At 64.8% G+C, this 19,905-nt stretch carries 20 protein-coding genes; 8 read left to right on the top strand and 12 right to left on the bottom strand.

The genetic code is table 11. From position 1 onward, the window contains the following. Positions 1 to 84 precede the first annotated feature (84 nt). The 3 genes from SSO01S_RS09635 to SSO01S_RS09625 all read left to right on the top strand — a co-directional run bounded on the left by SSO01S_RS09635 (position 85) and on the right by SSO01S_RS09625 (position 3,164). The gene (locus SSO01S_RS09635; RefSeq protein ID WP_066798477.1) at positions 85 to 1,119 is read left to right on the top strand and encodes a CaiB/BaiF CoA transferase family protein; all 1,035 of its coding nucleotides are present in this window, start codon (positions 85 to 87) and stop codon (positions 1,117 to 1,119) included. Continuing rightward, complete coding sequence (locus SSO01S_RS09630; protein WP_066798476.1) at positions 1,109 to 1,891, top strand: SDR family NAD(P)-dependent oxidoreductase; 783 nt, start codon at positions 1,109 to 1,111, stop codon at positions 1,889 to 1,891. The genes SSO01S_RS09635 and SSO01S_RS09630 overlap by 11 nt, the downstream gene beginning before the upstream one ends. 130 nt (positions 1,892 to 2,021) lie before the next feature. Continuing rightward, complete coding sequence (locus SSO01S_RS09625; RefSeq protein WP_066798475.1) at positions 2,022 to 3,164, top strand: acyl-CoA dehydrogenase family protein; 1,143 nt, start codon at positions 2,022 to 2,024, stop codon at positions 3,162 to 3,164. Here the strand turns inward: SSO01S_RS09625 and SSO01S_RS09620 are convergent. Then, positions 3,161 to 4,438: a glycosyltransferase gene (locus SSO01S_RS09620; RefSeq protein WP_066798474.1), complete on the bottom strand. Its 1,278-nt coding sequence runs from the start codon at positions 4,436 to 4,438 to the stop codon at positions 3,161 to 3,163. The two genes, SSO01S_RS09625 and SSO01S_RS09620, sit on opposite strands and share 4 nt — an antisense overlap. Before the next feature lie 84 nt (positions 4,439 to 4,522). Here SSO01S_RS09620 and SSO01S_RS09615 point away from each other — a divergent pair, with 84 nt between their 5' ends. The 3 genes from SSO01S_RS09615 (at position 4,523) to SSO01S_RS09605 (ending at position 8,244) form a co-directional block, all read left to right on the top strand. Further along, complete coding sequence (locus SSO01S_RS09615; RefSeq protein WP_066798660.1) at positions 4,523 to 5,584, top strand: glycosyltransferase family 2 protein; 1,062 nt, start codon at positions 4,523 to 4,525, stop codon at positions 5,582 to 5,584. Between the two features lie 112 nt (positions 5,585 to 5,696). Beyond that, on the top strand, positions 5,697 to 7,889 hold the full coding sequence (gene katG / locus SSO01S_RS09610; protein WP_066798473.1) for a catalase/peroxidase HPI: 2,193 nt from the start codon (positions 5,697 to 5,699) through the stop codon (positions 7,887 to 7,889). Between the two features lie 67 nt (positions 7,890 to 7,956). Beyond that, positions 7,957 to 8,244, top strand: coding sequence for a hypothetical protein (locus SSO01S_RS09605; RefSeq protein WP_066798472.1), 288 nt, complete (start codon positions 7,957 to 7,959; stop codon positions 8,242 to 8,244). Positions 8,245 to 8,248: 4 nt separating this feature from the next. Here SSO01S_RS09605 and SSO01S_RS17830 read toward each other — a convergent pair whose 3' ends face one another. The 7 genes from SSO01S_RS17830 to hisG form a co-directional block, all read right to left on the bottom strand. Further along, entirely contained in the window at positions 8,249 to 8,977 is a 729-nt protein-coding gene (locus SSO01S_RS17830; protein ID WP_218000357.1) for a DUF4145 domain-containing protein, read from the bottom strand. Between the two features lie 108 nt (positions 8,978 to 9,085). Further along, the gene (locus SSO01S_RS09595; protein ID WP_066798471.1) at positions 9,086 to 11,272 is read right to left on the bottom strand and encodes a sodium-translocating pyrophosphatase; all 2,187 of its coding nucleotides are present in this window, start codon (positions 11,270 to 11,272) and stop codon (positions 9,086 to 9,088) included. A gap of 111 nt (positions 11,273 to 11,383) precedes the next feature. Next, complete coding sequence (gene thiL, locus SSO01S_RS09590; protein ID WP_066798470.1) at positions 11,384 to 12,214, bottom strand: thiamine-phosphate kinase; 831 nt, start codon at positions 12,212 to 12,214, stop codon at positions 11,384 to 11,386. Next, positions 12,211 to 12,705, bottom strand: coding sequence for a transcription antitermination factor NusB (nusB, locus tag SSO01S_RS09585; protein WP_066798469.1), 495 nt, complete (start codon positions 12,703 to 12,705; stop codon positions 12,211 to 12,213). The genes thiL and nusB overlap by 4 nt, the downstream gene beginning before the upstream one ends. Further along, complete coding sequence (locus SSO01S_RS09580) at positions 12,665 to 13,054, bottom strand: hypothetical protein (RefSeq protein WP_066798468.1); 390 nt, start codon at positions 13,052 to 13,054, stop codon at positions 12,665 to 12,667. Before SSO01S_RS09580 ends, nusB begins: the two co-directional genes overlap by 41 nt. After that, on the bottom strand, positions 13,054 to 14,346 hold the full coding sequence (gene hisD / locus SSO01S_RS09575; RefSeq protein ID WP_066798467.1) for a histidinol dehydrogenase: 1,293 nt from the start codon (positions 14,344 to 14,346) through the stop codon (positions 13,054 to 13,056). Before hisD ends, SSO01S_RS09580 begins: the two co-directional genes overlap by 1 nt. After that, entirely contained in the window at positions 14,343 to 14,993 is a 651-nt protein-coding gene (gene hisG / locus SSO01S_RS09570) for an ATP phosphoribosyltransferase (protein WP_066798466.1), read from the bottom strand. The genes hisD and hisG overlap by 4 nt, the downstream gene beginning before the upstream one ends. 63 nt (positions 14,994 to 15,056) lie before the next feature. Here hisG and SSO01S_RS09565 point away from each other — a divergent pair, with 63 nt between their 5' ends. Beyond that, positions 15,057 to 16,106 (top strand): DUF2332 domain-containing protein, encoded by a 1,050-nt coding sequence (locus tag SSO01S_RS09565; RefSeq protein ID WP_066798465.1) that lies wholly within the window; start codon positions 15,057 to 15,059, stop codon positions 16,104 to 16,106. Positions 16,107 to 16,116: 10 nt separating this feature from the next. Here SSO01S_RS09565 and SSO01S_RS09560 read toward each other — a convergent pair whose 3' ends face one another. From SSO01S_RS09560 to SSO01S_RS09550, 3 genes are all read right to left on the bottom strand, one after another. Beyond that, positions 16,117 to 17,022, bottom strand: a complete 906-nt coding sequence (locus tag SSO01S_RS09560) for an alpha/beta fold hydrolase (protein WP_066798464.1) — start codon at positions 17,020 to 17,022, stop codon at positions 16,117 to 16,119. Between the two features lie 167 nt (positions 17,023 to 17,189). Then, a complete protein-coding gene (locus tag SSO01S_RS09555; RefSeq protein ID WP_066798463.1) occupies positions 17,190 to 18,089 on the bottom strand; it encodes a pirin family protein in 900 nt (299 codons plus the stop codon). Positions 18,090 to 18,167: 78 nt separating this feature from the next. Continuing rightward, entirely contained in the window at positions 18,168 to 18,452 is a 285-nt protein-coding gene (locus SSO01S_RS09550; RefSeq protein ID WP_066798462.1) for a BolA family protein, read from the bottom strand. Between the two features lie 35 nt (positions 18,453 to 18,487). On the opposite strand from SSO01S_RS09550, the gene SSO01S_RS09545 reads away from it, so the two are divergent. Beyond that, complete coding sequence (locus tag SSO01S_RS09545) at positions 18,488 to 19,105, top strand: J domain-containing protein (protein ID WP_066798461.1); 618 nt, start codon at positions 18,488 to 18,490, stop codon at positions 19,103 to 19,105. Positions 19,106 to 19,107: 2 nt separating this feature from the next. Here SSO01S_RS09545 and SSO01S_RS09540 read toward each other — a convergent pair whose 3' ends face one another. After that, positions 19,108 to 19,896 (bottom strand): VOC family protein, encoded by a 789-nt coding sequence (locus SSO01S_RS09540; protein WP_066798460.1) that lies wholly within the window; start codon positions 19,894 to 19,896, stop codon positions 19,108 to 19,110. Positions 19,897 to 19,905: the final 9 nt, after the last annotated feature.

Raw genomic sequence — 19,905 nt, 5'->3', positions numbered from 1 at the left:
CCGCACGCGATCCGCCATCCTTTGGGGCAATTCCCCCTCCACCGCTTCGCGGTCCCCCTCCCCCTCCGGGGGAGGATTTTCCTGATGCCCGTCCTCACAGGCATCCGTATCGTCGAGTTCGGCGGGATCGGCCCCGGCCCCTTTGCTGGGATGATGCTCGCCGATCATGGCGCGGAGGTGATCCGGATCGAGCGGCCGGGGGCGGCGCTGGGGCCGCATGCGCTGGCGCGGTCGCGCAAGCTGGTCGCGCTGGACATGAAATCGGCGGAAGGCGTGGCGCAGGCGCGCGAGCTGTGCCGCGGCGCGGACGGGATCATCGAGGGGTTCCGCCCCGGCGTGATGGAGCGGCTGGGGCTCGGCCCCGAAGTGCTGCTCGCTGACAATCCCGGGCTGGTTTACGGCCGCATGACCGGCTGGGGGCAGGATGGTCCGCTGGCGCAGGCACCGGGCCATGACATCAATTATATCGCGATCGCTGGGGTGCTCGATGCGATCGGATCGCCGGGCCTGCCGCCCGCAGTGCCGGTCAATTATATCGGCGATTTCGGTGGGGGCGGGATGCTGCTCGCCTTCGGCATGGTCAGCGCGCTGCTGGCGGTGAAGATGGGCGGGCCGGGCCAGGTGGTCGATGCCGCGATGACCGATGGTGCGGCGTTGCTCGCCAGCATGAGCTGGGGCTTCAAGGCGGCAGGCATGTGGCGCGATGGCCCTTCGGCCAATGTGTTGAGTGGTGCAGCGCCCTTTTACCGAAGCTATGCCTGCGCGGACGGCAAATGCGTCGCCGTGGGCGCGATCGAGCCGCAATTCTATGCGGCGCTGGTGGCGGGGCTGGGTGAAAGCGGAGAGGCGCAGATGGACGTGCGCCAATGGCCCGCGCGCGCCGAACGCTTTGTCGCGATCTTCGCGACGCGCAGCCGCGACGATTGGGTAGCGCATTTCACGCCCGAGGCGTGCGTTTCGCCCGTCCTCACCTTCGACGAAGCAGCTGCGCATCCGCACAATGCGGCGCGTGGCACCTTTGCCGGCGGCGCGCCCGCGCCCGCGCCGCGCTTCTCGGCGACGCCGGCATCCACACCCACCTCACCAATCTGGCTATCAGGAGAGCAGAATGAAGTTTGAAGGCACGGCCGCCGTCATCACCGGCGGCGCATCGGGATTGGGCGCAGCAACCGCGCGGGCGCTGGCGGCAGCGGGCGCGAAGGTCGCCTTGTTCGACATGAACGCGGAGAAGGGCGAGGCGCTCGCCGCCGAACTGGGCGGGGTGTTCTGCAAGGTCGATGTCCGCTCGGACGAGGAAGTCGACGCGGCCTTCGCCAAGGCGCGCGAAGCCAATGGGCAGGAGCGGATCCTGGTCAATTGCGCAGGCGTGGGCAATGCGTTCAAGACGGTCAGCCGCGATCGCAATACCGGTGAAATCAAGCAGTTCCCCGCAGTGGCGTTCGACTGGGTGATCCAGGTCAATCTGGTCGGCAGCTTCCGCTGCATCGTGAAATCCGCGGCGGGGATGCTGACGCTCGATCCGGACGAGAGCGGCGAGCGCGGCGCGATCGTAAATACCGCGAGCGTGGCGGCCGAGGACGGCCAGGTCGGACAGGCGGCCTATTCGGCGTCGAAGGGCGGCATTGTTGGCATGACGCTGCCGATCGCGCGCGATCTTTCGGGCGAGGGGATTCGCGTGAACACGATCCTGCCGGGCATCTTCGATACGCCGTTGATGAACGCCGCCCCGCCCCAGGTGAAGGAAGCGCTGGCCGCAGCCGTGCCCTTCCCCAAGCGGCTGGGCAATCCCGACGATTATGCCAGCCTCGCGCTCGAGATGCTGCGCAATTCCTATTTCAATGGCGAGGATGTGCGCCTCGACGGCGCGATCCGGATGGCGCCGCGGGGGTGAAGCTGCGCGAGCGCTGCAACCAAATCCGTCATCCCCGCGAAAGCGGGGATCCAGAGCCAAGCAGGGCATCGCTCGATAACCCTGGGTCCCCGCTTTCGCGGGGATGACGATATTCTTGAGGGGCTGATCTATGACTTCGTGGCGTGAGGATCCCGAACTGGTGGCGCTGGCGGATGGCGCGGCGCGTTTCTTCGAGCGCGAAGCGCCGCCCGAGCGGATCGCGAAATGGCGCGAGGCGGGGCAGGTGGAGCGCGCCTTCTGGTGGCAGGCGGGCGAGGCCGGGCTGCTCGGCGTGTCGATCCCCGCAGAATATGGCGGATCGGGCGGCGATTTCCGCCACGACGCGATCCTGGTCGAGCAGGTGGTGCGCCACGGCGTCGAGGGCTTTGCGCTGTCGCTGCACAACGTCATCATCCTGCCCTACGTTCTTGCCCACGGCACCGAGGAGCAGAAGAAGCGCTGGCTGCCCAAGCTCTGCTCGGGCGAGAGCGTCGCGGCGATCGCGATGAGCGAGCCGGGCGCGGGATCGGACCTGCAATCGATCCGCACCACCGCGCTGAAGGACGGCAACGGGTACCGGATCAACGGCGCCAAGACCTTCATCTCGAACGGCCAGATCGCCGATTTCATCATTGTCGTCGCGAAGACCGATCCCGAACAGGGCGCAAAGGGCGTTTCGCTGCTGGTGGTCGAAACCGGAAGTGCCGAGGGTTTCCGGCGGGGCAAGGCGCTCGACAAGATCGGCCTCGACGCGCAGGACACCAGCGAGCTCTTCTTCGACGATGTTTGGGTTCCCGCCGAGAATCTGCTCGGCACGACCGAAGGCCAGGGCTTCCGCCAATTGATGGCCGAGCTGCCGCGCGAACGGTTGGTGATCGCGGTCTCCAGCGTCATCACGATGGAAAAGGCGATTCAGGTCACGTCGGAATATACGCGGGAGCGCAAGGCGTTTGGCCAGCGCATCTTCGATTTCCAGAACACTCAGTTCAAGCTCGCCGAGTGCAAGGCGAAGGCAGAGATCGCGCGCGTCTATGTCAACGACTGCATCGAGCGCCAGCTTGCCGGCACGCTCGACCTGACCAGCGCGGCGATCGCGAAACTATGGGTGACAGAGGCGGAGGGGCAGGTGGTCGACGAGTGCCTGCAACTCCATGGCGGCTATGGCTATGTAAACGACTATCCTATCGCGCGGATGTGGCGGAATTCGCGCGTGCAGCGAATCTATGGCGGATCGAGCGAGATCATGAAGCTGCTGATCGCCCGCAGCCTTTAGGCTGCGAGCGCAATCTGCTTTTTCGAGAATCGTGCGAGCAGCGAGATGTGGTTGAAGAACCACATCTGTTCGAGCGCGAGATCGCTATATTTCTGGACGGTGTTGGCGAAGGTATAGGGCGTGTACCAGACATTATGGTCGGGATGGACGACCTCGACAAAGGTCTCGGTACTCTCGACATAATCGAAATGCCGCCCGCGGCACTGGAAGGCATCGGGGACGGAGATCAGGAATTCCGCCGCGTCGATCGCCTGAAGCTCGCCCAGGAATTCCTCGACATTGGCGACATGCTCCATGACCTCGGGCACCAGCACCACATCATAGCTGCCGGTCGCTTCCGCGAGGCTGGAGAAGAGCCCGCCCTTCACATGCGGACGCAGCATGTCGAGCGCTTCGGTGTGCGGATCGACGCCGTCCAGCGACGCGCAGATCGATTCGAGGAACAGGTGCAGCGAGCGGCTGAGATCGGTGATGGGCCAATCGGCGCAGCCGACATGGAGCGCGCGCTTGCCCGCGCAGAATTCGCGGAGCACGGCGCCGCGGCCCAGCCCGGCGAATGCGTTGCTGACGTTGACGCGCTGGACGAAATAGGGCGCGTGCTTCGCCTCCAGCCTTGATACGGGCGCGGCCGGAACGGCGATCTCGCGCTTGTGGATCTGATCATAGGATCGCAGCGTCGATCCCCACAGCTGATCGGCATAGACCGGATCCGGGCCATCATAGCCCCGCCCGGTGAAATGCTGCGGGATGAAATAATGGCTCGGATAGATGCGCAGGCGCGAATAATTATATTTGCGATAGGCGTCGGTCAGCCGTTGCGGCCCCACGGTCTTCCATGCCTTTTCGTGGGTTACGCTGGGCTCGTCATGGATGTCGCGGATGATCTGTTCGACAAAGGGATTGCCCGCCTCGCAGCCGAAATAGCCCGCAGCGATCAGCCCGGGCCGGGCGATCTCGTTTTCCCAGCAAGCGAATGCCTCGCAGTCCAGCAGGTGATCGTCGAGCGGGCGCAGCGCGATGCTATCCGCATCGACGACGACGCCGCCCTTCGCATGGAGAATCTCCCAGCGCATCATGTCTGCCACGCCGTTCAGCTCGCGGCTGTACATCGCGTCCATATGCGCGCGGTTGAACCAGTCCTGCTCGGCAAGATCCTGATTGCCCCAGACGAGGAACTCCCAGTCGGGGTTGAGCGCCCGCCAGGTGTCCATGCAATTGGTGGGGCATTTGCTTTCGTCGCCCACCCAGATGAAGTGCATTATCTTGGGGATCATCGTCTTTCCTCCCGCCCGTTGGGTGCGACGATAAAGCGGCATGGTTAACACTATGTTTGCCTTGTTCGGGGCATCATGGCCTCCATGCGAAAAGCTGCACCCACGAAAGCCCCCGAGATCGCGCTTGTGATGATCGTGCGCGACGAGGCGCGCTGCATTGCGCGGTGCCTCGAAAGCGTGCGGCCGCATGTGGACCGGATGGTCGTGCTCGATACGGGCTCGACTGACGGCACCCCGATGCTCGCGGCGAGCATGGGCGCGCAAGTGCACCATATGGAATGGCCGGACGATTTCTCCGCCGCGCGCAATCACGCGCTAGATATCGCCGATTCGGATTGGAACCTAGTTCTCGACGCCGACGAATGGATCATCTCAGGAGGCGTCGAGCTTCGGCGCTGGTGCAAGGGGCGCCCGCGCATGGGCAAGCTCTGCGTGCAGAGTGCAGTGGAGGCGGAGCAGGGCCCCAAAGGCGCATCACGGCGCAACTGGATGACGCGGTTGCTGCCGCGCGGCGTTCGCTATGAGGGCAGGATCCACGAGCAGGCCGTATCGCCGCTGCCGCGCGAGCGCATCGAATTGCAGGTGGGACATGACGGCTATCTGGAAGACCAGCTTGCCCGCAAGCGCGGCCGCAACGGGCCGTTGCTGCTGGCGGAGCTGAGCGCGCGGCCCGGCGATCCCTATCTGCTCTACCAGCTCGGCAAGGATAGCGAGATGAACGCCGACCTGCAGGCGGCGTCGGATTATTACGCACAGTCGCTCACCGGCACCGCGAGCGGCGAGAACTGGCGGCACGGGCTGGTCATTCGCCAGATGCGCTGCCTCAGCAAGACAGGGCGGCTCGAAGCCGCGCTCGAGCTGGCCGATGCGGAACTTCCCAACTGGGGAAAATCGCCGGATTTCTACTTCGTCCTCGGCAACCTGCTGCTCGACAAGGCGATGATCGATCCTGCTCGCGCGGTGCAGGACTGGCTGCCGCTTGCGGCCGGCGCATGGGAACATTGCCTCGCGATCGGCGAGCGCCCCGATCTGGAGGGCAGCATGCCCGGCTGCGGCAGCCATCTCGCGGAGCATAACCTTGCCGCTGTGCGGACCCAGATGACGCTGCACGCCGCGCGTCACGAGCTTGCGCAACTAAGTAACTGAAACACGTCCCTGTGATCGATTTTATGATTGATACTGGTCGAGTTTAGTCGTTTCTGCGCTGATCCCGCCGGGCCTACTCTCCTGTTTCCTAAGCAGCGAGAGGATCATTAGCATGAACGCAGAAACTGGAACGGCGGGCGGCTGCCCGGTTCACGGCAATGGCGGGGTCCGCTCGCTTCTCGGCCGGACGAACAAGGACTGGTGGCCGGAGATGCTGGCGACTGAAGTCCTCAATCCCAACGGTCCGACCAACCCGATGGGACCCGATTTCGACTATGCCGAAGCCTTCAAGGCGCTCGACTATAAAGCGCTCAAGGCCGATCTCGTCGCGCTGATGACCGACAGCCAGCCCTGGTGGCCGGCCGATTACGGGCATTACGGCCCCTTCTTCATCCGCATGGCCTGGCACGCTGCCGGCACCTATCGCACCGCAGACGGTCGCGGTGGCGCCAATAGCGGCCAGCAGCGCTTCGCCCCGCTCGATTCTTGGCCCGACAATGGCAATCTCGACAAGGCGCGCCGCCTGCTTTGGCCGATCAAGCAGAAATACGGCAAGAATATCAGCTGGGCCGATCTCTTCATCCTCACCGGCAATGTCGCGATCGAGAGCATGGGTGGCCCCGTGTTCGGCTTTGGCGGCGGCCGTGCCGACGTGTTCGAGCCCGAGCGCGACATCTATTGGGGCTCGGAAGACAAATGGGTGAACGAGGGCGTTCAGACCCGCATCGCCCCCGAACACGGCATGAATGAGCTCGAAGGGCCGCTCGCCGCGATCCAGATGGGCCTGATCTACGTCAATCCCGAAGGCCCGGGCGGCAATCCCGATCCCTTGCTCTCGGCGCGCGACATTAAGGCGACGTTCGAACGCATGGCGATGAACCATGAGGAAACCGTCGCGCTCACCGCAGGCGGCCATACCTTTGGCAAGGCCCATGGCAACGGCGATGCCTCGCTGCTCGGCAAGGCGCCGTCAGGCGCCGATCTGGTCGCGCAGGGCTTTGGCTGGGTCAGCGGCCATGAGAGCGGCGGCATCGGCGAGCATACCGTCACCAGCGGGATCGAAGGCGCGTGGGTCAACACCCCCACCGAGTGGAGCGCGAATTACTTCCGCCTGCTGCTCGACTATGAATATGAGCTGGTCCGCTCGCCTGCCGGTGCGCAGCAGTGGCAGCCCATCAACCAGAAGGAAGAGGACAAGGCCCCCGCTGCCTGGGATCCGAACATCAAGGTTCCGACCATGATGACCACCGCCGATATGGCGCTGAAGGTCGATCCGGAATTCCGCGTCATCAGCGAGAAGTTCCGCAACGACCATGAAGCCTTCAAGGACGCGTTCGCCCGCGCATGGTTCAAGCTTACCCACCGCGACATGGGTCCCAAGGCCCGGTACCTTGGACCCGAAGTTCCGGCCGAAGACCTGATCTGGCAGGATCCGGTCCCGGCCGGGCGGATGCCGTCCGACGCCGAAGTCGCATCGGTGAAGGCGGCCATCGCGGCCAGCGGGCTGACGGTGAGCCAGCTCATCAAGTCCGCATGGGCTTCGGCCAGCACCTATCGCAAGTCCGATCATCGCGGCGGCGCGAACGGTGCCCGCGTCGCGCTGGCCCCCCAGAAGGATTGGGAGGTCAACGAGCCCGCAATGCTGGCCAAGGTGATCGACACGCTCAACGGCCTGCGCGGCACCATGTCGCTGGCCGATGCGATCGTGCTCGGTGGTGTCGTTGGGCTCGAAAAGGCGATCCGTGATGCCGGATCCAATGTTTCGGTGCCCTTCACCGGCGGTCGCGGCGACGCGACGCAGGAACAGACCGACGCAGCCAGCTTCGACGTGATGGAGCCGGAGGCCGATGCTTTCCGCAACTATCTCGGCAAGAAGAAGCTGGCGGTGAAGACCGAGGAAATGATGCTCGATCGCGCATCGTTGCTCGGCCTATCGGTGCCGGAAATGACCGTGCTGATCGGCGGACTGCGCGTGCTCGGCGCCAATCATGGCGAGCGCGGCCATGGCCACTTCACCAAGCGCTCGGGGCAGCTGACCAACGACTTCTTCGTCAACCTGCTGGGCATGACCAATGTTTGGAAGGCGGTCGATGGATCGGACGATCAGGAGTTCGTCGCCACCGATCGCGCGGGCGGCCACGAGACCTGGCGCGCCACCCGCGCCGACCTTATCTTCGGCTCCAATTCCGAGCTGCGCGCGGTGGCAGAAGTCTATGCCGAAAACGGCTGCGAAGAGAAGTTCGTCAAGGACTTCGTTGCGGCCTGGACCAAGGTGATGAACGCCGATCGCTTCGATCTGGCGTAACGACACCGGCGGGCGCAGGCGGCAAATCGCCGCGCCCGCCGCGTGACATTGTTGGGAGAGGAAGGCGATGCGTCGAGCCGACGTTGATCTTCTGGACGCGCGCCGCGCTTATTGGGTGCCGAGCGTCGTCGCTCCATGCCGCGACTGGACCGCCGCCCCAGGCTGCACCCGCGGCGCGCGATTCCTCGTCGATCGCCATACGCTCCGCCCCAACCGTTCCGCTTTCGCTGCTTTCGCCAGCAAGCCCGCCTGTCAGCGCTGGGTGATGCGCCACCGGCTGGAGTTGAACGCTGCGCTGCCTGAAGCGCGGGTGGATGTGGTGCGGCTAGATCGCTGGTTGCTGGGGCTGGATTGATTATCTAGACTGACTCAGTCCCATCATCGCGACGTGCTATTGCTTCAACTTTGCCTTGTGGGAGCTTCGCGAACATTTCATCAGCGTGTTTCGGCTCACTAATGGCCTTCTCAATGATGAAGTTTAGCAGGCGAAACAGTCCCATGGCGGTAGCAGCGTCGTCCTTGAGGTCGATCGTTCCAGGATGAACTGCTTCGTTGCCGATGACGCGCATAGTATCGAGCGCTTGCTGGACGCGCCGTGATACTACCTGTTTCGCGACCAACTCGCCAATTTGATCGTTGATATCTCTTTTTGTGGCGCCAAGTAACGGCAGCAGTTTTTGAACTGCTAATCTTAGTAGCGCCGCTGCTCCGCGGGGTGAACCCGGTAGAATTGCAGCTGCTTCCGTATATTCGTTCAATATCTCGACTGGAATATCCTCCGCGGGGGGCGGCGCCTCGCTTGTCGCGGGCTTAACCATCTTACCGTCAAGAAAAATCACGTCGCGTTCGCATGACTGGCAAAACGCAGTAGTTATATGAGCGCCTTCAAGTTCTCGCGTTGAGTATGTCGATGCGCCCACCAAACGCGAAATGGCGTACATCACACCCCAGTGATGAATCGTGTAGGAGCGACAATCTGGATACGGGCAAATAAAATCGCTCTGAAGATGGCGCAACTTGTAGGTCTCAAGGCCCATGCTTGCTGCGTCGAAAGCCTCAGCGGCCGTTTGGAGGGGGATGCCGATCATTGGCTTCCTATAGAGGTCAAGTCGGTCGAAGCGTAGCCCCCAAACAAAAAACCCCGCCCGAACCAGGGTCCGGGCGGGGCTTTGTTGTTCTCGTCGAGGCGGTCGCCGTTAGACGACATGCCCCGCCAACGCCGCGAGCAACAGAAGCGCCACGATGTTGGTGATCTTGATCATCGGGTTCACGGCCGGGCCCGCGGTGTCCTTATAGGGGTCGCCCACGGTGTCGCCGGTCACGGCAGCCTTATGGGCTTCCGATCCCTTGCCGCCGTAATTGCCGTCTTCGATATACTTCTTGGCATTGTCCCATGCGCCGCCGCCCGAGGTCATCGAGATGGCGACGAACAGACCCGAGACGATCACGCCCAGTAGCATCGCACCCAGCGCCGCAAAGCCTTCGCTCTGGCCGGCGACCGCGGTGATGATGAAATAGACCGCGATCGGGCTCAGCACCGGCAGCAGCGAGGGGACGATCATCTCCTTGATCGCTGCCTTGGTGACGATGTCCACGGTGCGGGCGTAATTGGGACGGCTGGTGCCCTCCATGATGCCCGGATTGTCGCGGAACTGGGCGCGGACGTCTTCCACCACCGATCCTGCTGCGCGGCCCACGGCAGTCATGCCGAATGCGCCGAACAGATAGGGCAGCAGCGCGCCGAGCAGCAGCCCGACGATGACGTAAGGATTGCTCAGCGAGAAATCGACCGAGACGTTGGGGAAGAACTCCTTGAGGTCGGTCGTGTACGCGCCGAACAGCACCAGTGCGGCGAGCGCGGCAGAGCCGATCGCATAGCCCTTGGTCACCGCCTTGGTGGTGTTGCCCACCGCGTCGAGCGCGTCGGTCTTGTGACGCACGTCGTCGGGCAGGCCCGCCATTTCGGCGATGCCGCCGGCATTGTCGGTCACCGGGCCATAGGCGTCGAGCGCGACGACCATGCCGGCCAGCGCCAGCAGCGACGTTGCGGCGAACGCCACGCCGATGATGCCCGCGATCTGGAAGGCGGCGATCACCGCCACGACGATCACCAGCGTCGGCAACGCAGTCGATTCAAGGCTGATCGCCAGGCCCTGGATCACGTTGGTGCCGTGGCCGGTTTCCGATGCCTTGGCGATCGACTTGACCGGGCGATAATTGGTGCCGGTGTAATATTCGGTGATCCACACCAGCAATCCGGTGACGGCCAGGCCGATCATCATGCACAGGAACAGGCTCATGCCCGTGAATTCCTTGGCGACGAGCGCGGAAATGTCGCCCGTGCCTTCGATCACGGCGGCGGGATCGTCTCCCAGCGTGCCCACAACGTTGTTCATGTCGCCGAAGAACTGGCCGGTCAGCGTGTAGCTGGTTGCCACATAGATAGCCGGGATCGAGAGGACTGCGGTGGTCCAGAAGCCCTTGTACAGCGCGCCCATGATGTTCTGGCTGCCGCCGAGGCGGACCATATAGGTGCCGATGATCGACGTGATGATGCACACGCCGCCAACGATCAGCGGGAGCGACATCAACTGCATCAGCGCTTCGCTGCCGACATTTGCGAGCAGAAGCGCGATCGAGACCATGGTGAGGCCGATAGTGACGACATAGGTTTCGAATAGATCGGCAGCCATGCCTGCGCAGTCGCCGACATTGTCACCGACGTTATCGGCGATCACGGCGGGGTTGCGGGGATCGTCCTCGGGGATCCCGGCTTCGACCTTGCCCACCAGATCGGCGCCCACATCGGCCGCCTTGGTGAAGATGCCGCCGCCGAGACGCGCGAAGATCGAGATCAGCGAAGCGCCGAATGCGAGCGCGGTGAGCCCGGCGATGATCTCACGACGATCGGCAAGCTCGCCCAGATCCTTGCCGGCGGGGCCGACGAGGTACCAGAAGATGCCGGCGATCGAGAGCAAGCCGAGGCCCGCGACCAGCATGCCGGTGATCGCGCCCGAGCGGAACGCCAGCGTCAGCCCGCCCTGCAGCGAGCCGCGTGCGGCCTCTGCGGTGCGGACATTGGCGCGCACCGAAATGTGCATGCCGACAAAGCCCGCCACGCCCGAAAGGATCGCGCCGATCAGGAAGCAGAGCGTCGACAAGGTGCCGAGGGTGAAGAACAGGATGACGGCGACGATCGCGCCGACGATTGCGATGGTGAGGTACTGGCGACCCAGATAGGCTTTTGCGCCCTCCTGGATAGCGGCGGCGATACTCTGCATCTTCTCGTTTCCAGCGGGCGCGCTAAGCACCTGCTGGGCGGTCAAAATACCATAGAGTACGGCGATCAGGCCGCAGACTATGGCGATATAAACGATCGTCATGTTGGTGAAGTCCTTCCCCTAGACTGCGAAAGTCAGAGCCACGCCGATCTTTGTTGTCGGTCTTGGCGCGGGTGAAAGGTATAAGCAGGCTTCTAGGGAGCGCAAGCGCGCTTAACCGTGCTGATAACCCAGCTTTCCCGGGGGGATTTCGCCGTCGAGGCGCAAAGCGACTTCGCCGGGGGACGTCAGCACGCCGATCCGGGCGGCGGGGACGGGGGGCGTGAAGCCTGCGGGCGCTGCGAAAAGCAATTCATAATCATCGCCCCAGGCCGCCGCGGCGAGACGATCGTCCACGCCCTGTGCAAAGGGTATCTCGCCTAACGCGATCTCGACGCTGCATCCGCTTGCCTCCGCGATGCGGCGCGCGTCGAGCAGCAGTCCATCGGACACGTCCATCATCGCGGTGACATGCGGGGCGAGCGCGCGGCCTTCGGCAAGGCGGGGGCGGGGGCGGCGATAGGCAGGGCCGTCGACGGCGAAATCGCGCATCGCCGCGCCGATCTCACCGGTGACCCATAGCGCGTCGCCCGGTCTGGCACCGGTGCGCTTCGGCACGGCCGGGGCGCGGCCGATGGCGGTGCAGCCATAGACTGCGGGGCGCACAGAGATGGTGTCGCCGCCGAGCAACGGCACCGAATATGCGGTCAGGATCTCGCGCAGGCCCTGGATGAAGCGCGCGTCGCTGAGCGTTGCCCCGATCAGCACGCCGATCGGCTCCGCGCCCTTGGCGGCCAAATCAGACAAGTTTACCGCGACAAGCTTCCACGCGACATCGGCGGGATCGGTGCCGGGCTTGTAATGCACCCCTTCCGCGATCGCGTCGTGGGTGAGCACCAATGTCTCGCCGCCAAATTCAAGCGTGGCGGTGTCGTCCATCAGCCCGTGCGCGCCCGCGTGGAGCGGCAGGGTGCGCAGAGCTGCGATGAACTCGGCTTCGGTCAGCTCCGCACTTCCTTCGCGATCGCATCGAGAAGGCCGTTCACGAAGCCCTTCTCGCGGCGGTCGTAGAACGCGTCCGTCACGTCCAGATACTCGCTGATCACCGCGCCTACCGGCACATCCCGGCGCGCCATAAGTTCATAAGCGCCGGCGCGGAGGATCTGGCGCATCGGCTTGTCGAGCCGTTCGAGCGACCAGTCGGCGGAGAGTCTGGCGGAAATCACCCCGTCAATCTCGTCGCGGCGCGCGTCGACGCCCTTCACGATATCGTCGAAAAATCCGACGTCGGCATCGGCATATTCCACGTCCTCGATCGTCGCGCCCAGCCGGTGCTGGTGGAACTCGTGGAGCAATGCGGTGATCGGCGTGCCCTCCATCTCGCGCTGATACAGCGCCTGGACAGCGGCGAGGCGGGCGGCGGCGCGCGCCTTGGAACGGGTCTTTGCTTTCGGGCTAGGCACGGGGCCAACTCCTGAGTGGGGGACGGGCGGCATAGTCGCGGCTTCCCGCTTCGCCCTTTTGAATTTCAATGACATGCTCCTGGCCGAAGGGAAGCTCGGTTCCCAGCCAGAATTCGTCATTCTCGTCTATTTCCGGCTCGTTATCGAGCAAGCCAAAATACGTATCGCCCGCGACCTCGCGCACCACGACCCACATGCGCTCGACGATGGGATCTTCGTCGTCCTCCGTCTGGACGAGGAAGGTCAGCTTGGCGAAGTCGCCGGGATGGAGCGAGCGGCGTGCCCGCTCGTCGGGGATCGGGAAGCTTTCGGGATGGAGCAGGTGCCGCTCGAGCCCGCTTTCGAGGCACCAGCCGTCATCGTGCAGATCGGGCGTGCGCATCAGCTCTGCTCGAGCCGGATCGCCACCGACTTTGCGTGTGCCGGCAGACCCTCGGCGCCCGCAAGCGCGACGGCGGCGGGGCCGATCGCGGCGAGACTGGCTTCGTCCAGCTGCAGGAAGCTGGTCCGCTTCATGAAATCGAGCACCGACAGCCCCGATGCGAAGCGCGCGCGGCGGCCGGTGGGAAGTACGTGGTTGGGGCCCGCGACATAATCGCCGATCGCCTCGGGCGTATGGCGGCCGATGAATACCGATCCGGCATGGCGAACCTGCTCGAACAGCGCCTCGGCGTCGTCACAGGCGAGTTCGAGATGTTCGGGCGCAAGGCGATCGACCAGGGGGATGGCATCGGCCAGCGTCCGGACCAGCACGATCGCGCCGTTCGCGTCCCAGCTTGCCCGCGCCGTCTCTGCTGTGCTGAGCGCGGCGATCTGGCGATCGACCGCTTCAGCGACCTTGTCAGCAAAGGCTTCGTCGTCGGTGAACAGGATCGACTGGCTGGTCGGATCATGTTCGGCCTGGCTGAGCAGATCGGCGGCGATCCAATCGGGATCGTTCTTCGCGTCGGCGACCACCACGATCTCGCTCGGACCCGCGACCATATCGATGCCGACCACGCCGTAAAGCTGGCGCTTGGCCTCGGCGACCCAGGCGTTGCCGGGGCCGGTGATCACGTCCACCGGCGAGATGCGATCGGTGCCGTAGGCGAGCGCGGCGATCGCCTGCGCACCGCCGATGCGCCAGATTTCGTCCACGCCGGCAAGGTGCGCGGCGGCGAGGACCAGCGGGTTGACCTCTCCATTGGGCGTGGGAGTCACCATGATAAGGCGTCCGACTCCTGCGGCGCGCGCGGGCAGGGCGTTCATCAGCACCGAGCTGGGATAGGCGGCGCGGCCACCGGGCACATAGACGCCGGCCGACTCGACGGGCGTCCAGCGCGCGCCCAGGCGGACACCCTGATCGTCGACATGCTCGCTGTCTTCGGGGATCTGCCTGACATGATAGGCGGCGATCCGCTCGGCGGCGAGTTCGAGCGCGTCGCGCAACTCGGTGGAGAGCCCTTCCCAGGCTTTCAGGCATTCGCCGCTGCTGATCCGCCAGCCGGTGGCGTCCAGATCATGCTTGTCGAACAACCGGGTCAGATCCCTGACCGCAGCATCGCCTTCCTCGCGGACGCGCTTGATGATGTGGGTGACGTTGCGCGCGACATCCTCATCGGCCTCGCGGCGCGCGTTGACGAGCTGGGTGAACGCCTTGCCAAAGCCCAGGACGGAGGAATCGAGGCGGATCATGCGACTGCTTTCCGGAAGGCGTCGACCAAGGGAACGACTTCGCCCGCGCGCATCTTGAACGCGGCGCGATTGACGATCAGGCGCGATGTGACCTCCGCGATCACCTCGACTTCGACCAGCCCGTTCTCCTTGAGCGTGCGGCCCGACGAGACCAGATCGACGATGCGCGGCGCGAGGCCCAGCACCGGAGCCAGCTCCATCGCACCGTTGAGCTTCACGCATTCGGCCTGCACGCCGCGCGCCTCGAAATGGGCGCGGGTGATATGCGGATATTTTGTGGCGATGCGCACATGGCTCCAGCCGCGCGGATCGTCCTTCTTCGCCATGTCAACAGGTTCGGCGACCGAGATGCGGCAATGGCCAATGCCCAGATCGACCGGCGCATACAGTTCCGAATACGCGAACTCGGCCAGTACGTCCGATCCGACAATGCCGAGCTGCGCCGCGCCATGCGCCACAAAGGTGGCGACGTCGAATGCGCGCACGCGGATCAGGTCGATCGCCGGGCTGTTGGTCTTGAATCGCAGCGCGCGGCTGTTCTCATCGGCAAAGGCTGGCTCGGGGATGATTCCGACATGGGCGAGCAAGGGCAGGCATTCTTCGAGAATGCGCCCTTTCGGCACGGCGAGGATGAGCGGTTCGGTCATGGAGAGCCGGGCTTTACTTGGGGGTGCCCTCGCGCGCAACAAAAGCTGTTCAGGAGATCGAGTGTGGCCGACGAAGCAACCAACCGCGAAGCCTATCGCTTCCAGAGCCGCTATTGCGTCGCGATGGACGCGCCGATCACGGGACGGGTGAGCCTCGCGTTGGCCGATTGCCTGAACCGCGACAGCCGCACCGGCGCACGTGCTCTGGATTGGGAAGGGGACCCGACCAAGGCGGCACTGCCTTTGCGCACGGTGGGCGGGCTGCATTCGCTGGCGCTGAAGGGCAAGGCGCTGGCCGATATATTCGATGGGGCCGTGACCGATCCGGACGCGGTCAAAGCGGCTCTATCCGCGGCTTTGATCGCGCATGACGACGAATTGTACGGCTGGCTCGACGGACCGCCCCAGACCAATGAAGCGGGCAGATCGGGCGCATTGATGTGCGGGCTGATCGAGGTTGCGCGCCGCTTCGGTCAGCCGCTGGAGATATTGGAGATCGGATCGAGCGCCGGGCTCAACCTGCTGATCGATCGCTATCGTTTCGATCTGGGCGGAGTGACGCTTGGGCCGGAGGATGCTCCGGTGGTGATCCGGCCCGAATGGCGCGGGAAAGCGCCGCCGCAGGCCCCGGTGCGGTTCGCGAACGTGCGCGGCTGCGATCAGGCGCCGGTGGATGTGCGCGATCCCGCCGCTGCGGACCGACTGCGGGCCTATGTGTGGGCGGACAATCCCGAGCGGCAGGCGCGGATGACCGGAGCGATCGCGATGATCGCGGAGCGGCCTGTGGATCTGGTTCAGGCCGACGCAGCGGACTGGCTGGAGGCGCAGTTGGCCACGCCACAAGCCGCCGGGGTGACGCGGGTGGTGATGCATTCGGTGGTGTGGCAGTATCTGCCTTTGGAAACGCAGGGGCGGATAACCGCATTGATCGAGGCCAGCGGTGCGCGGACGAGTGCGGAGCGACCGCTGGCCTGGGTCGAGATGGAGCCGGATCGGACGATGCACCGGCAGGAAGTCTGGGTACGAAGTTGGCCCGATGGCCCGCCGCGCAGGATGGTCGCGGCGTCGCAGGCGCATGGCGCCTGGGTCGAGGGACTGGCTGTCGACGCCTGACCTTGCTGTCCTACGGGGCTACTGGAGAGTGGCTGGCCAGCCATTCCCGCATCGCTTCGTTGACCGCAACAGGGTTTTCCCACGGTACGAAATGCCCGGCATCGACGCGGATCACGGTGAGGTCGGGCACGTAGCGATCGAGCTTTTCGAGTTGCACCGGCAGCAGCGCCTTGTCTTCGGTGCCCCAGATAACCAGCGTCGGCTGGGTGACGGGCGGGAAGGGGCCGTCGAGCCAGGCGGGGCGATCGGGCGTTTCGCCGGGGGCGGGGACAACCACGGCGCTGGCGCGGTACCAGTTGAGCATCGCGGTAATCGCGCCGGGCTGCGACCATTCGTCGATATAGGCGTCGCGTTCGGGAGCGAGCAGTTCGGGATTGGCGTGCTTCGAAAAGGTGGTGTCGAAGAATCCGGGGATGCCGAGCGAATCGACAAAGGCTTCGAAGCCCGGATTGCGGAACGCGGTCATATATTGGCTCGCCTCGCGCTGGCCGGGATCGTCATAGAGCGAGCGCTGGAAGACGAGCGGGTGGGGCGCGTTGACGATGATCAGCCGTGCGATCCGCTGCGGGTTCTGGAGCGTAGCCATCCACGAAATCGCGCCGCCCCAATCATGGCCGACAAGCGTGAACTGGCCGATGCCCAGATGATCGGCGAGCGCGAGCAGGTCGGCGACGGGCTTGTCGGGCGTGTAACTCTCGACCCCATCGGGCTTGGACGACCGCGCAAAGCCGCGCTGGTCGGGCGCGACCACATAATGATCGCGGGCGAACTCGGCGATCTGGTGACGCCAGGTACGGTGCGATTCGGGAAAGCCGTGGAGGAACATCAGCGGCGGGTTCGCGGGATCGCCTGCGATCGCGACATCGAGCTCGACCCTGGTGGAGAGCGCGATCCGCTGAAGGTCAAAGCCCGGCATTCTTCTCTCCCATGTTCCGCTTTCCTTTGGTGCGGCTGGTCAGATGGTAGCGAAAGCACCGGTCGCAGCAATAGAGGCGAAGCGGCAGGCCCGAGCGTGCGATCGCCGCCAGCGCCTCCGCCTCGCTGGCGTAGCGCTGTTTTCGGGCGCAGACGCTGGCGCGGGTCTTAGGGATAGCTCACCGTGTTGGGGACTTCGGGGATGGAGATCCATTCCTTGTCGTCGCCGGGGACCTTGGGAAACGCCCCCGCCTTCCACTCGGCCTTGGCCTGGTTGATGCGGTCGCGGCTGGACGAGACGAAGTTCCACCAGACATGGCGCGGGGTTTGGAACGCCTCCCCGCCGCACAAAGCGACGCGCGCGCCGCATTCCGAGCGGAGCGTGGCGCGGGTGCCGGGGCGGAGGACATAGAGCGTCATCGGTTCGAGCGTCATGCCGTCGAGCGTCGCTTCGCCGGTGGCGAGGTAGAGAGCGCGTTCGTCGGCGGCGGGATCGATCGGCACGCTGCCCCCGGAATCGAGCGCGATGTCTGCATAGATGGTCTGGGCGTAGGTCGTGGTCGGGGCCGAAGCGCCCCAGAGATCGCCCATGATGACGCGGCAGGTCGCGCCGTCGCCTTCGATTACCGGCAGGTCGGCGGCGGCGACATGCTCGAAGGCGGGGTCCACTTCCTCGAACTGCTCGGGGAGCGCAAGCCAGGTCTGGAGGCCCGAAAGCTCGGGACCCTTGGTGCGCTCGGCGCTGGGCGAGCGCTCGGAATGGACAATGCCCTTGCCCGCGGTCATCAGGTTTACCGCGCCCGGCTCGATCGTCGCGAAGGTGCCGAGCGAATCGCGATGGTCGATCGCGCCGGCATAGAGATAGGTCACGGTTGCCAGGTTGATGTGCGGGTGCGGGCGCACGTCGATCCCGGTGCCGATTTCGAGACGGGCCGGGCCCATTTGGTCGAAGAAGATGAAGGGGCCGACCATCGTGCGCGGGCGCGAGGGCAGGGTGCGATGGACCTTGAAGCCGCCCAGATCATGGGTCACCGGCTCGATGGTCTGGAGGATCAGGCTGTCGTTCATCGGGGCAGGATACGCCGATGCGTCCTGCGGACAACCGCCGATGCCGAAACGATCCTGTTCCGGATCGCACTCGGCGCCTTACTCTCCAGGCGCGCGGGCCTTGATCGCAAGCGCATGGATGCGCGTGGCGAGCAGATCTGCGAGCGCGTTGTTGATCAGCCGCTGGCGCTGGACGCGCGAAACGCCCGAAAAGGCCGGGCTCTCGACCATGACGGTCCAATGCGATTCGCCGGTGCCGTCATCGCCCATGTGCCCGGCATGGTGATGGCTGTCGTTGATCACTTCCAGGTGCGATGGGGCGAGTGCGGCGGTGAGGCGGGCGGCGATGATTTCGCCCAGCGGGGCGGTGGCGAGGTCGGTCATCGCGCTTATATAGGGCGTTTGTTCGAGGGAGTCGCGTGGCCGAAAGCCAGCCAAGGAAGGATCGTCCGAATGCCCGTTTCCACGGCCGCGTGGAGGCGCAGGGACGCGTGTGCGCCGAGCCGGGCTGCAGCGAGCCCGGTGAGTTTCGCGCGCCTTTGGTAGAGGGTGCGCAGGTGGGCCGCGATGGGCCGCCTCCGTTCCGCTGGCTCTGCCTCGAGCATGTCCGCGCGTTCAACTCGGGCTATAATTTCTTCCGCGGCATGAGCCCCGATGAAATCCATGACGCACAGCGTCCGCTCGCCGGATGGGAGCGCGAGACCCGTGCGTTCAACGCGACCGGTGGCGCCGACCGCCCGCCGCGCTGGGCCGACTTTGCCGATCCGCTCGATGCCATCGGCGCGCGCTTCCGCCAGCGGATGCAGGATGCGGCCGGGCGCAAGGACGGCAAGCCGCTGTCGGGCCGCGACCGCGAGGCGATGCGCGTGCTTGCGCTCGACACCGATGCCGATCGGATGGCGCTACGGCGGCGCTATTCCGATCTGGTCCGCAAATACCACCCCGACCGCAATGGCGGCGACCGCAGCCATGAGAACAAGCTGCAGGCGGTGATCGAGGCGTATCAACAGCTCAAACGCTCGCCCGCCTTCGCCTGATCTCAGCCGCCGTTGCCGGGCGCGACGAGCCCGAAGAATGCGCCATCGGGATCGAGCGCGTGCAGCGTGAGTTCGCCGCCGGGAACTTCATCCGGGCCGTTCAGCACGGTTCCGCCGCCTTGCTCGACCGCGGCCTTGGCGGCATGAATGTCGGGAACGCGGAAATAAAACTTCCAGCCGGATTTCGCCCCCTCAGGCGTTCGCATCACCGCGCCTATCGCATCGCCCTGGCTCTCGGCATTAGCGATGAAGCTGTAATCGCCCATCGGCCCCATCGGCATGGCGCCGATCTTGGTGATGCCGAAATGCTTGCCGTAAAAGGCGAGCGCGGCGGCATCGTCGGACGTGTTGAGCTCGTTCCAGCTTACATGCTGGAAGCCCATGCGCTGATATGCGGTGCTGTTTTCCGGGCTGGCGCCGCGCATCACGTAAAATGGTACGCCCTGCGGATCGGTGACCATCGCGAGGCGGCCGACGCCGGGAATGTCGAAGGGGGGAAGCTGGACCTGCCCGCCATCGGCGGCGATTGCGGCGACCGTCGCATCGACATCTTCGGCGCAGAGATAACCGAGCCAGACCGGCTTCGCGCCGCCCGCGACCATATCGGCGTTGAGCTGCATCACTCCACCCGCATTGCCGTCCGCCGCCTCGATCATGCGATAATCCATGTCGCCGGGGGGCGCTTCGGCCTGGATATTCCAGCCGACGACTTTGTCGTAGAATGCCTTGGCGGCCTTCACGTCGCGGGTGAGCAATTCGTACCAGATGAAGCTTCCGTGCTGGTTCGGCATGGCCCTATT

Source organism: Sphingomonas soli NBRC 100801 (assembly GCF_001591025.1).
GTDB lineage: Bacteria > Pseudomonadota > Alphaproteobacteria > Sphingomonadales > Sphingomonadaceae > Sphingomonas > Sphingomonas soli.
Note: the sequence above shows the minus strand (reverse complement) of the source record. Positions and strands in the feature narration are given on the sequence as shown.